Genomic DNA, 12,332 nt, shown 5'->3' with positions numbered 1-12,332 from the left:
ACCGGCAATCAGATATACCGGCGCATTTTACCGGCAAAGCCGCCGCCGGGACGGCTATCCTTGGCGGTTGACCCGTTGCCCTTCCGGAGGCCGCCATGACCGATTCCAGCCAGACCCCCGACGTCCCCCTGCTCGACGCCGTGCAGGCCCGCCTGCTGGGCTGCCTGGTGGAAAAGGAGGCGACCACCCCGGACACCTACCCGCTGACGGTCAATGCGGCGCAGTCGGCCGCCAACCAGAAGACCGCCCGCGAGCCGGTGATGAACGTTGATGCCGGCAGCGTGCAGCATGCGCTGCGTCAGCTGGAGACGCTGGGCCTGGCCCGCCAGCATTTCTCCTCGCGCGCGGACCGCTACGAGCACCGCCTGCAGGCTGCGCTGGACCTGACCCGGCAGCAGACCGTGCTGCTGGCGATGCTGCTGCTGCGTGGGCCGCAGACCTTGGGTGAGCTGGTCTCGCGCAGCGAGCGCCTGCACCGCTTCGCTGACACCGACGAAGCCCGCCATGCCATCGAGCGCCTGCAGCAGCGCGCGCTGCTGGTGGTGCTGCCGCGCGCCAGCGGCCAGCGCGAAGACCGCTACATGCACCTGTTGTGCGGCGAAGTGGACGGCGCGGCGCTGGCCGCGAAGTACGCCAGCAGCGGTGGTGGCAGCGACGCGGCCGACCCGGGCCTGGCCGAGCGCGTGGCCCAGCTGGAAGCGGCGGTGGCCGAGCTGCAGGCACAGCTGGCCGAACTGCGCGGCTGAAGGGTGGGTGCCGACCGGGGTCGGATCCCGCACCGCGGGCTCTGACCCCAACGCCACCTCGGGTTGCCGGCCAGCAGCCGGCACTACCCGACCTCTGCCGCCCCCGGCGTGGCATACAGGCGGCTCGCACTCTCCACGCCCGGCAGCTGGATCACCCCGCGCGCCTGCATGCCCAGCCCCAGCAGGATCCTCCCGGATGCCACATTGTCCAGGTCGGTGATGCCATACAGGTCGTGCAGGCCCAGCGCTCCGCGCGCATGCGCGAACACCGCCCGCGCCGCCTCACCGGCATAGCCCTGCCCCGCGAATTCGGACAGCACCGCATAACCGATATCCGGCCCCGGCAGGCCATCACGCCGCACCAGGCCGGCGTTGCCCAGCCACGCGCCATCGGCGAGCCGCTCGATCGCGTACATGCCGTACCCGTTCAGCGCATAGCTGTGCAGCACCCGCAGCGCGATGTACTCGCGCGCCTGTTCCTCGCTGCGCACGTTGCGGTCACCGATGAAGCGCAGGAAGCCGGGATCGTTGAGCAGGGCCAGCATCGGCGCCGCGTCGCGGTCCGGCTCGATGCGGCGCAGCCGCAGGCGTTCGCTTTCGATGGGATGCATGCGCGGAGCTCCGCTGGGATAGGCCGATTGTAGAGCCGAGCCCATGCTCGGCTGATCCGTCGATGCGCAAGCCGAGCATGGGCTCGGCTCTACAGCTGCGCTCCGCTCAATCAAACAGCGCTTCGATGGCGGCCAAGCCCGCGCTAGCGCGCTCCTTCTTCCGCGCTGCATCCGCCACCGGGTCCGCGCCATCGCGCTGGATCTCCTCGGCCGGAATCTCCTCGAAGAACCGGCTTGGCTTCAACCGCACATGCTCGCCGAACTTGCGGGTGAGCTTGCTGTAACTCATCCACAGCTGGATCTTGGCGCGGGTGATGCCGACGTACAGCAGGCGCCGCTCTTCCTGCAGGTTGCCCTCATCCAGGCTGACCTGGTGCGGCAGCACGCCGTCCTCGCAGCCGACGATGAACACGTACGGGAACTCCAGGCCCTTGGAGGCGTGCAGGGTCATCATGCGCACCTGGTTGCCGCCCTCGTCCTTGTCGCTGCGCGACAGCAGCGCCAGCTGCCCGGCCAGGTCGGCGGCGGTGGCGCCGCGCGGGCCGCCCTCGAACCACTGCGCCAGCTCCTCGATGTTGTTGGCGCGGCGCTGGTAGCTGGCCTCTTCCTTGGCCTGCTGGCGCAGTTCGCTGAGCAGGCCCGATTCCTTGGCCACCTTGCGGATCATGTCGCCGGAGGTCACCTGGCGCATCTGCGCCCGCAGGTCGCGCAGGATGTCGGTGAAGCGCGCCAGGCTGTTGGCCGCGCGCGGCGGCAACTGCTGCAGGGCGCCGATGGTCTCGGCCACATGCGCCATCGGCATGTCCTTTTCCTGCGCCAGCTCGGCCAGCCTGGCCAGCGTACCGGCACCCACATCGCGCTTGGGCGACTGCACCGCCCGCATGAACGCGGTGTCGTCGTCCGGGTTCACCAGCAGACGCAGCCAGGCCAGCGTGTCCTTCACTTCCTGGCGTTCCAGGAACATGGTGCCGCCGGTCAGGTGGTAGGGAATGCGCAGCAGCTGCATCGCCTTTTCCAGCGGGCGCGACTGGAAGTTGCCACGGAACAGGATGCAGAAATCACTCCACGGCACGTTGCGCGACTGCGCCACGAAGGCGATTTCGGCGGCCACCTTTTCCGCTTCGTGCTCACTGTTGCGGCACTCCCACACGCGGATGCGCTCACCGTCAGCCTGGTCGCTCCACAGCTTCTTCAGATGCTCGTGCGGGTTGTTGGCAATCAGCGCATTGGCCGCGCGCAGCACGCGGTTGGAGCAGCGGTAGTTCTGCTCCAGTTTGATGATTTCCAGCGCGGGGTAGTCACGCCCCATCTGCTGCAGGTTTTCCGGGTTGGCACCACGCCAGGCGTAGATCGACTGATCGTCATCGCCCACGCAGGTGAAGTTGCCCTTCTCACCGGCCAGCTGCTTGAGCAGGCGGTACTGCGCGTCGTTGGTGTCCTGGCATTCGTCCACCAGCAGGTAGCCGATGCGCTCGCGCCAGGCGAGCGCGATCTCCGGGTTTTCTTCCAGGATCTGCACCGGCAAACGGATCAGGTCATCGAAGTCGACGGCGTTGAACGCGGTCAAGCGCAGCTGGTAGCGCTCGTAGACGCTGGCCGCTTCCTTCTCGCGGTTGCTGCGCGCGGCGGCCATCGCCTGTTCGGGCGACAGGCCGGCGTTCTTCGCGCGCGACACCAGGTTCTTCATGTCCTCGATGTCGTCGGGCTTGGCCCCGGACATCAGGTCCTTGATCTGCGCAGCGGCATCATCGGCATCGAAGATCGAGAAGCCGCGCTTCAGGCCGACGGCGGCGTGTTCGATCTGCAGGAACTTCAGGCCCAGGGCGTGGAAGGTGCAGATGGTCACCTCGTCGGCATCCTGCTCGCGCAGGCGCTTGGCCACGCGCTCGCGCATTTCCTTGGCCGACTTGTTGGTGAAGGTGATCGCCGCGATACGGCGGGCCGGATAGCGACCACAGCCGATCAGGTGGGCGATCTTCTCCACGATCACGCGCGTCTTGCCGCTGCCCGCACCGGCCAGCACCAGCAGGGGGCCTTCGATATGGAGGACGGCGGCGGCTTGGGGGGGATTGAGACCGTGCATTGGAGAGGGATTGTAGCGGGCCCGGGTGACGGCCACAGCCGCCGGCCGGTGGGGATGCTGAACGGCGTCGGCGCGTAGGGGCAGCGGCGTACAATCAGCCGATGGCCAAGCTCTATTTCTACTATTCGGCGATGAACGCCGGCAAGACCACCACCCTGCTGCAGAGCGCGCACAACTACCGCGAGCGCGGCATGCGGGTGGCGATCCTGACCCCGCGCCTGGACGACTGTGCCGGTGCCGGCGTGGTCGCCTCGCGCATCGGCCTGCGCGCCGAGGGCATGGCGTTCGACCGTGACACCGACCTGCAGCAGTGGGTCGAGCAGGACCTGGCCGCCAACGGGGCGATGGGCTGCGTGCTGGTGGACGAAGCGCAGTTCCTCACCCGTGCCCAGGTCTGGCAGCTCAGCGAGGTGGTCGACCAGCTGCGCATTCCGGTGCTGTGCTACGGCCTGCGCACCGACTTCCGCGGCGAGCTGTTCGAAGGCAGCCAGTACCTGCTGGCCTGGGCCGACGAGATGCAGGAGATCAAGACCATCTGCCACAGCGGCAAGAAGGCGACGATGACGGTGCGCGTGGACGAGCATGGCCATGCGGTGCAGGACGGCCCGCAGGTGGAGATTGGTGGCAACGAACGCTATGTGTCGGTGAGCCGCGCCGAGTTCAAGAAGATCACCCGCGGTGAAGGGCGGATCGACCCGGCGCAGGCGCCCCTGCCGCTGTAAGGGGTGTTTTTCTGCAGGGCTTGCAGCCCTGCACCTGCTCAATGCAACGGCAACGTCAAAAGCCGGAGCGGCATTCCGTGGGATGGCGGGGCGGTGTGGGTGGGCAGGACACGCCGTAAACCCATCCATGGGGGCTCGATGGCGCCATCGATGGCGCCAACGGTCCTGCGCACCCACACCGCCCCACCTCTGACAGATCCCCACGACTGTTGGTGGGTGCCGACCGTTGGTCGGCACATCTGTCAGATATCGATATTCAGAATGGGGTCGGAGCGGCCAGTAGATCCACGCCATGCGTGGATGGAACCTGTCAGATATCGAAATTCATCTGGGCTCAGAGCCCGTGCCGACCAACGGTCGGCACCCACCGTCAGCAGCAGCTTCCAACAGCTCGCGGAAAACTGTCGAAGGCGGGGTGGGTCCGGTTGAGGGGGCGTGAGCCGCATGGATGCGGCGACCGAGCTTACATGGACGTACTTGCAGCGTCCCCCTCAACCGGACCCACCCCGCCTTCCCACGGAAAGCCAGCTTTTGAAGTTGACGTAGACGTGGCTTGAAGCAGGTGCAGGGCTGCAAGCCCTGCACCCCCAAACCACTCAGTAAAGCGTGCGCTCCGGCGCACCGGCCGGCGGCGGGGTGTACTGGTACAGCCACGTCTCGGTGAGGGTCTTGCCACCACTGCGCAGGAACAGGCGGATGTCGATCTGCTCGGTACTGCCTTCCGGCGGCACCAGGTCGAACATCGCGCGGTAGCCGTTGATCTCGCGCAGCGGGCGCGCCGACACGATCTCGACCCGGCCGCGGCTGGCTTCCACCACCGCCTCGACCTCGGCCTTGTCGATCAGCGTGGCCAGCTCGCCCCCTTCGAAGTCCACCGCGAAGCGCCAGCTGAAGTACTCGCGCTTCTTGCCGACCACGCCGCCCAGGCCGGTACGGCTGGCCACGCAGTGCGCCAACGGCGGGCGTGCCGGCGGTTCGGCGCCCCAGTACAGGCGGTAGCCGACCAGCAGCTCCTGGCCCGGCTGCGGTTTTTCCTTCGGGTTCCAGAAGGCGACGATGTTGTCGAAGGTCTCGTCCACGGTGGGAATCTCCACCAGCTGCACCGAGCCCTCGCCCCACTCGCCCTTCGGCTCCACCCACAGGCACGGGCGCTTCTCGTAGAACACGCCGTCGTCCTGGTAGTGGTCGAAGTTGCGGTCACGCTGCAGCAGGCCAAAGCCGCGCGGGTTGCGGTCCACGAACATGTTGAAACGCAGGTTGCGCGGGTTCAGCAGCGGCCGCCAGATCCATTCGCCGGCACCGGTCCACAGCGACAGGCCGTCGGTATCGTGGATCTCCGGGCGCCAGTCCCATGCCATGCGACGGTCGTTCTCACCCACCTGGTACATGCTGGTGCACGGGGCGATGCCCAACCGCTCGATCGCCTTGCGCGGGTACAGCGCACTGTCGATGTCCATCAGCAGCACGTCGCCATTGGTGATCGCGAAGCGATAGGCGCCGGCCACGCTGGGCGAATCCAGCAGGCCGTAGACCACGATCGTCTCCGAATCGGCCGACGGCTGCTCCAGGTAGTAGGCGATGAAGTCCGGGAATTCCTCCGGCTTGCCCATGCCGGTGTCGATCGCCAGGCCACGCGCGGACTGGCCGTACTGGCCTTCCTTGCCGACGGCGCGGAAGTAGCTGGCGCCAAGGAACGCGGCAAAGTCACGGTCGGTGTCCTTGCGGGTGTTGAGGCGGAACCCGGCGAAGCCCAGATCGGCCGGCAGCTCGCCGTCCTTGATGCCGCTCTTGCCGTAGTTGAACGCCGCGCCGTCATAGGCCAGCTCCTGCGCCTTGCCGTCGACCACGTCGAACATGCGCACCGGCGAATGGAAGTACAGGCCCAGGTGGAAGAACTTGGCTTGGAACTTGCCCGGCTGGTCCGCCCACAGGGCGTGGTCCTGGCGGTAGCCGATCGACTGGTACTGGTCCCAGTCCAGTCCTTCCAGGCGGCCCGGCAACACGCGCTTGTGGCTCTTGTAGGGCGCCTGTGCCAGCGCGCGCGCCTGGCCCTTCAGGGTGGCGAAGTCGAACGGCTGCGGCTGGCCGAGGCGGCGCAGACCCAGCTGGCCGCTCTTGCTGGCCGCGCACGCGGGCAGGGACGGCAGGCCGAATGCAGCCAGGGCGAGGGAGGCATTGCGGATGAAGTCGCGTCGTTGCATGCAGGCGCGTCAGGCACGGAAGGAAGGTCGGCCATCATAGGCAGAGAAACGTTAACGGGCAGCGGAGACGCGCCCTGCCCGTTCAGCTGCCGCTGCCCGCTCGGCTCAGCGCTGGCAGTGGCTGCACCAGACGCTGGCGCGCTGGCCGATGGTGGCGTGCTTCAGCGCGCGGCCGCAGTTCGGGCACGGCAGGCCATCGCGGCCGTACACCAGCAGTTCCTGCTCAAAGTAGCCCGGCGCGCCGTCCGGGCTGATGAAGTCGCGCAGGGTGGTACCGCCGCGGGTGATGGCGTAGCCGAGGATCTCCTTCACCGCGTCGGCCAGCCGCTGGTAGCGCTCGCGCGAGATCTTTCCCGCCTCGCGCAGCGGGCTGATGCCAGCCTTGAACAGGCTTTCGGCGGCGTAGATGTTGCCCACGCCCACCACCACCGCCTGGTCCATCAGGAACGTCTTCACCGGTGCGCTGCGGCCGCGGCTGCGCGCGAACAGGTAGTCCCCATCGAAGGCATCATCCAGCGGCTCCGGGCCCAGCCCCTGCAGCAGCGGGTGGATCTCGCCGGCCGGCTGCCAGAGCAGGCTGCCAAAGCGGCGCGGGTCGTTGAAGCGCAGCAGGCGGCCGTTGTCCAGGCTGATATCCACATGGTCGTGGGCGCGCAGCGGGGTGTCGCCGGGCAGCACGCGCAGACTGCCGGACATGCCCAGGTGCAGCACGGCACTGCCGACGGCGGTGTCCAGCAGCAGGTACTTGGCGCGGCGGCGGATGTCCTCGATGCGCTGTCCCGGCAGCAGTTCGGCCACTTCCGGCGGAATCGGCCAGCGCAGGTCGGCGCGGCGCAGGATCACGCCATGGATGCGGCGGCCTTCCAGATGCGGCGCCAGGCCGCGGCGGGTGGTTTCGACTTCGGGCAGTTCAGGCATGCGGTGATTCTACGCCGGGCCATGCGAAGCGGCCGGGCATGGCCCGGCGATGGTACAGGGTCAGCGCGGCGGTGCCGCCAGTTCACGCGCATCCAGGAAGCCATCACCGTTGGCGTCCTGCGTGTGGAAGCGCTTCACGATCACCTGCCGCTGCTGATCGCGGCTGATCGCCCTGCCCTTGCCGCCGGGCAGCTCCTCGGCGCTCAGCACGCCATCGCCGTTACGGTCCATGCGGTCGAAGGCATACAGCATCCACTGCACGTACTCGGCCTCGCTGACCTTGCCGTCACCATCGCTGTCCATCCGCTGCAGGTAGCTGGCGGTGTCGGTCACCTGGGCCATCACCGCGCCCGGCAGCAGCGCCGCCAGCAGTAGTCCGTACCCTGCCCTCACGCGCCCACCAGGCTGTAGCCCTTCAATCGTGCGGCGTAAGCCTGCAACGCCGCGATACCGCTCTCCTCGGCCTCGCGGCACCACGCCTGCAGCTGGTGCAGGCGCTCGGCCGCATCGTGGCCGCGCGCCTCCAGCAAGGCTGCCAAGCGGCCGCGGTACTCGACCAGGGTCCGGATGCGTGGCCGCTGTGCTACCCATGCGCTGAGCTGGGCGCGGCTGTCCGGCTTCAACCAGCGGCCATCATTGACCAGGCCACGGCGCAGACGACGCGGCAGCAGGCGGCGCAGCTTGGCGCCGGCGTGAGCGGCTTCCTCGCGCAGGGCCGGCATGAACACATTGCGCTGGTAATCGGTCATCGCCTGGAAACGGTGCGAGAGCAGCGCCTTCAGGGTTTCGGCATCGGGTACGGCGATATTCGGGCGCACGTCCATGGCCGGCGCCACCCGCAGTACCTTGGCCAGGCGCAGCGCCTGCAGCAGGCGGATCGCACTCCAGCCGATGTCGAACTCCCAGCGCCGCATCGCAAAGCGCGCCGAACTGGGGAAGGCGTGGTGGTTGTTGTGCAGTTCCTCGCCACCGATCCAGAACCCCCACGGCGTCAGGTTGGTGGAGGTATCGGCCGATTCGTAGTTGCGGTACCCCCACCAGTGCCCCAGCCCATTGACCACACCGGCGGCCCAGAACGGGATCCACGCCATCTGGATCGCCCACAGGGCCACGCCGGGCAAGCCGAACAACACGCTGTTGATCGCCAGCAGCAGCACCGGGCCGAGCGTGGCATGCGGGGTATACAGGTGACGCTCGATCGCATCATCCGGGGTGCCACGCCCGTACTGCTCGATGTCTGCGCGCATGCCGCGCGCTTCGCGGTACAGCTCCACGCCGTGCCAGAACACCTTGCCGATGCCACGTGTGACCGGGCTGTGCGGGTCGTCCTCGGTCTCCACCTTGGCGTGGTGCTTGCGATGGATGGCCACCCACTCGCGGGTGATCATCGAGGTGGTGAGCCACAGCCAGAAGCGGAACACATGGGCCAGCGCCGGATGGAAGTCGACCCCGCGATGGGCCTGGCTGCGGTGCAGGTACAGGGTCACCGAGAAGATGGTGATCTGGGTGAAGACCAGCAGCACCGCCAGCATGGCCCACCAGCCCAGGCCGATCACACCACCGGTCAACAGGGACATCAGGGCATCAGGCATGAAGGCTCTCCGGATCGACGCGGGGATGGCAGACATCATGGGCGCTTGCGTTGCAAACTGCATCCCTGCGGCGGCGATTTCGTCCGCCTTCCGTGGCACCGTTCACAGTTGGGGACCTGAGTTGTCGAGCCTTGATCCACGCGCCAGCGCCATGATCGCCGCCCCGCCCGTCGCGGAGCAGCCCCCGTTGATCGAACTGGACCGTGCCACCGTCGTGCGTGGCCAGGTGAAGGTACTGCACGGGCTCAGCCTGCGCATCGCGCAGGGCCAGCACACCGCCCTGCTCGGCCCCAACGGCTGCGGCAAGTCGACCTTCATCAAGCTGATCACCCGCGAGCTGTACCCGCTGGCCCAGGGCGAGGGCGCGGTGGCGGTGAAGGTGCTGGGGCAGAACCGCTGGCAGGTGGACCGGCTGCGTTCGCAGCTGGGCATCGTCACTGGCGATCTCAGCAGCAACCTGGCCGACATGCCCGGGCTGACCGTGGAACAGGCGGTGCTGTCCGGCTTCTTTGCCAGCTACGTGGTGCCGGCCTTCCGCGAAGTGACCGCCGACATGCGTGCACGCGTCGCTGAGACGCTGGCGATGACCGGCGCGCTGGCACTGCGCGAGCGTGCCTATGCCGAGCTGTCGGCCGGCGAGACCCGCCGGGTGCTGATCGCGCGGGCGCTGGTCAACCGGCCACAGGCGCTGCTGCTGGACGAGCCCTCCACCGGGCTGGACCTGGTCGCCCGCGAACAGCTGGTGGCGACCATGCGGGTGCTCGCCCAGCAGGGCATCACGCTGGTGCTGGTGACCCACCACATCGAAGAGATCATTCCCGAGATCGAACGCGTGGTGCTGTTGCGCGATGGCCGTGTGCTGGCCGATGGCACCCGCGCCGAGCTGCTGCGCAACGAACCGCTGTCGGCGGTGTTCGGCGGCGCGATTACCGTATGCGAGCAGGAAGGCCGGCTGACCGCGTACGCGGGATAAGGCGACGGGCTCGGAAACCGGCCGGCTCGGAAACCGATGGGCCCGGGAAACCCACGGCGGTAGAGTCGACTGTTAGTCGACTGCCTTTCGCCTGGATCGCAAAAATCCCGCGCTGCGCGCGATAGTCGACTAACAGTCGACTCTACCCCCCCGGCAGACCGTCCCGTCATGATGTCGATGCAGCGGGCCGGATCCCGGCCCGCTGTGCCCAACCTCAGAACCGCAACGCCAGCGCGCGCGATTCGATCGGTGCCATCCGGCTCTGGTCCTGCAGCTGCAGGTCGCGCAGCTCGTACGGCGCACCGAAACCGGCCGGCAACGCAGCCTGGTCGAACGGCAGCACGAGCTGGCCTGCACCCGGTCCATCGAACCACGCCGCCGCATGCGCCTGCGCGACCGGCTTCAGCTGGCCATCGCGGCCGGTGGCATACAGCGTGCCGCGCGCCTCGTAGCGGCCCGCTGCAGCTATCTGCAGCGGCAACGCCACCTGGCGGCTGGCCGGATCCGGTGCCGCCTGGCCACTGAAGCGCGCGGTCGGCCGCGCCACCGCGAAGGCCACCTTGCCATCGCGCAGCACACCATCGGCCTGGGCGAACACCTGCAGTTCCCACAGCCCCTGCACGGTGCCGACGTCAGCGGGGATCCGCACCTGCGCACGCAGGGCACCATCGGTGGTGCGCAGCAACCGCTGCGGCCAGCTGCGTCCATCCGGTGCGACCAGCAGGGCTTCACCGCCCAGGCTGCCGCGGCGCGAGGCCATCTGCGCGGTGGTGGCACCGTCTTCAAGCAAGCGTGCCTGCAGCTGCACGTTGCCACCGGCCAGCACCTGCGCCTGGTTGGCCTGCACTTCCAGCCGCAGCGGGCTGTTCGGCTCCAGCACCTGCACCACGTAGCGGCCCTGTGCCTGCGTGCTCTGCAGCGTGTACGCACCGGCCGCACTGGTCGCGCCGGTGCGCAGCATGCTGCTGCCATCACCCACCGGCATGCCGGCCTGCTGCAGCGCACGTGCGTCGACACTGCGCGCCACGCTGCTGCGCCCGGCCGGGTCACGCACCTGCAACGTGTTGGCCGGCACTGCACGCGCGCCTTCGGCCGGGCTCAGCTGGATCACCGCGTCGGCGGCGGTCAGCGGCAGATCCACGCCGCGTTGCAGCTGCGCGCCATCGACCTGCTGCCAGTAGCTGCGGCTGACAGAGGCATACGGCGTGGCCGCCTGCAGCGGTTGTGCCGGGTCCAACGCCCAGGCGAAGGACAGCGGTACGCGTTCGCTGTCATCGGCCGGCAACGGCGCGGCAACCAGCGCGGCCGGTACCTGGTCGCCGGCACGTGCGGCGTTCAACGGCTGCGCAGCCTGTGCGGTGGAGAGGGACAGCGCCGCCAGCACCGCGCTGGCCAGCAGGGTGGAATGGATCGTCATGGTCGTCTCCCTCACTGGGTCAGGTCGTTGCGCAGGATCGTGCCGAGGCCGAAGCACTCGCGGCGGCTCTGGTTGTGGCTGAGCGGCTCCGCCCCCTGGGTACGCTGCTTGTCGGTGAACCAGGTGGTGCCGGCGGCCTTCTGGCTGCTGCACTCCAGGAAGCCGTCGGAGCAGGAGGACAACCAGTTCTGCGTGAACTCCAGGCCGACATTGGCGGCATAGCCACCGCAGTAGCTGTTGCTATCCCACACCGCCGATTCCACGTCACTGCCGACCACCGCTCGGAACGGCTTGGGCAGGGCGGGACGGCCTGCGGTGCCGTACAGGTTCTGCGCGTTGTAGGCGGCCATGCTCGCCACCTGCTGCTGCCGCACCGCGTCGTTCTTGTAGCCCAGCAGCCAGCCCAGCGAGGTTTCAAAGGTATTGCCGTTGAGCACCGCATCGGCCAGCGGCGTGCCCGCCGAGGACGGTGCCAGCGCGGTGACCTTGCGCACCGTGCGGATGATCTTCGGGTACCGGCTGTCGTAGGTCGGGTTGGACAGGATCCAGCGCACCACGTTGCCGCCGTTGGAATGGGTGATCACCACCAGCTGGGTGATGCCGCGGCTGTCGATGAAGCTGGTGAGCTGGTTGGCCAGGCAGCCGGCGGCCTCCGGCTTCCACATGTACTGGGTGAAGTCGCAGTTGATGACCACGTAGTTGCTGCTGTTCGGCAGGCCCTGGCGCACGGTGTCGATGATGGCCGGCTGCCAGTAGTCCTGGGTGGCGTTGGTCTGCGCGCCGGTGCCATGCACGAAGGCCACGCCGACCACGTCGGCGGCCTGCGCCGGCGTTGCTGCAAGCCCGAGGAGCAGGGCCAGGACGGTACTTCCTGTTGCGGTGCTGCGCATCGCTTCTCTCCCTCTGTCAGCGGATCCCCCCGACCCGGCTGGAACTGGACGGCCCTGGCGCTTGCCGTTGTGCCGATGCTCGCGGTGCAGCGGCGTGAAAGTCCGTGCGCTGCGCCCGGATTCAGGAGACTGACGCCACTCGGTGACGTTTTTTCATATCGCGGCAATGACCATGCCGG

At 68.1% G+C, this 12,332-nt stretch carries 11 protein-coding genes; 3 read left to right on the top strand and 8 right to left on the bottom strand.

The annotated features are described in order from the left end of the window. Positions 1–95 precede the first annotated feature (95 nt). Positions 96–746 carry a DUF480 domain-containing protein gene (locus tag QP512_RS00310; protein ID WP_286070493.1) on the top strand — a complete coding sequence of 217 codons (651 nt, stop codon included), beginning with the start codon at positions 96–98 and terminating at the stop codon, positions 744–746. A gap of 83 nt (positions 747–829) precedes the next feature. On the opposite strand, the gene QP512_RS00305 is transcribed toward QP512_RS00310, so the two are convergent. Both QP512_RS00305 and QP512_RS00300 read right to left on the bottom strand, forming a co-directional pair. Continuing rightward, entirely contained in the window at positions 830–1,357 is a 528-nt protein-coding gene (locus tag QP512_RS00305) for a GNAT family N-acetyltransferase (RefSeq protein ID WP_286070492.1), read from the bottom strand. 106 nt (positions 1,358–1,463) lie between these two features. Beyond that, the gene (locus QP512_RS00300; RefSeq protein WP_286070491.1) at positions 1,464–3,440 is read right to left on the bottom strand and encodes a UvrD-helicase domain-containing protein; all 1,977 of its coding nucleotides are present in this window, start codon (positions 3,438–3,440) and stop codon (positions 1,464–1,466) included. A gap of 101 nt (positions 3,441–3,541) precedes the next feature. Between QP512_RS00300 and QP512_RS00295 the strand changes: the two genes are divergently transcribed. Beyond that, positions 3,542–4,162 carry a thymidine kinase gene (locus QP512_RS00295; protein WP_286070490.1) on the top strand — a complete coding sequence of 207 codons (621 nt, stop codon included), beginning with the start codon at positions 3,542–3,544 and terminating at the stop codon, positions 4,160–4,162. 596 nt (positions 4,163–4,758) lie between these two features. On the opposite strand, the gene QP512_RS00290 is transcribed toward QP512_RS00295, so the two are convergent. From QP512_RS00290 to QP512_RS00275, 4 genes are all read right to left on the bottom strand, one after another. After that, positions 4,759–6,363: a glucan biosynthesis protein D gene (locus QP512_RS00290; RefSeq protein ID WP_286070489.1), complete on the bottom strand. Its 1,605-nt coding sequence runs from the start codon at positions 6,361–6,363 to the stop codon at positions 4,759–4,761. Between the two features lie 105 nt (positions 6,364–6,468). Further along, complete coding sequence (mutM, locus tag QP512_RS00285; protein ID WP_286070488.1) at positions 6,469–7,281, bottom strand: bifunctional DNA-formamidopyrimidine glycosylase/DNA-(apurinic or apyrimidinic site) lyase; 813 nt, start codon at positions 7,279–7,281, stop codon at positions 6,469–6,471. Between the two features lie 60 nt (positions 7,282–7,341). Next, complete coding sequence (locus QP512_RS00280; RefSeq protein ID WP_286070487.1) at positions 7,342–7,674, bottom strand: hypothetical protein; 333 nt, start codon at positions 7,672–7,674, stop codon at positions 7,342–7,344. Beyond that, the gene (locus QP512_RS00275; RefSeq protein ID WP_286070486.1) at positions 7,671–8,873 is read right to left on the bottom strand and encodes a fatty acid desaturase; all 1,203 of its coding nucleotides are present in this window, start codon (positions 8,871–8,873) and stop codon (positions 7,671–7,673) included. Before QP512_RS00275 ends, QP512_RS00280 begins: the two co-directional genes overlap by 4 nt. A gap of 151 nt (positions 8,874–9,024) precedes the next feature. Between QP512_RS00275 and QP512_RS00270 the strand changes: the two genes are divergently transcribed. After that, positions 9,025–9,846 (top strand): ATP-binding cassette domain-containing protein, encoded by an 822-nt coding sequence (locus QP512_RS00270; RefSeq protein WP_286070485.1) that lies wholly within the window; start codon positions 9,025–9,027, stop codon positions 9,844–9,846. Positions 9,847–10,060: 214 nt separating this feature from the next. On the opposite strand, the gene QP512_RS00265 is transcribed toward QP512_RS00270, so the two are convergent. Both QP512_RS00265 and QP512_RS00260 read right to left on the bottom strand, forming a co-directional pair. Next, positions 10,061–11,263, bottom strand: a complete 1,203-nt coding sequence (locus QP512_RS00265; RefSeq protein ID WP_286070484.1) for a DUF4785 domain-containing protein — start codon at positions 11,261–11,263, stop codon at positions 10,061–10,063. 11 nt (positions 11,264–11,274) lie between these two features. Then, positions 11,275–12,153: a hypothetical protein gene (locus QP512_RS00260; RefSeq protein ID WP_286070483.1), complete on the bottom strand. Its 879-nt coding sequence runs from the start codon at positions 12,151–12,153 to the stop codon at positions 11,275–11,277. Positions 12,154–12,332: the final 179 nt, after the last annotated feature.

Origin of the sequence: Stenotrophomonas sp. 57, assembly GCF_030291075.1 — a bacterium.
GTDB lineage: Bacteria > Pseudomonadota > Gammaproteobacteria > Xanthomonadales > Xanthomonadaceae > Stenotrophomonas.
The sequence above is the reverse complement of the archived record's forward strand: the minus strand, read 5'-3'. Positions and strand labels throughout refer to the sequence as shown.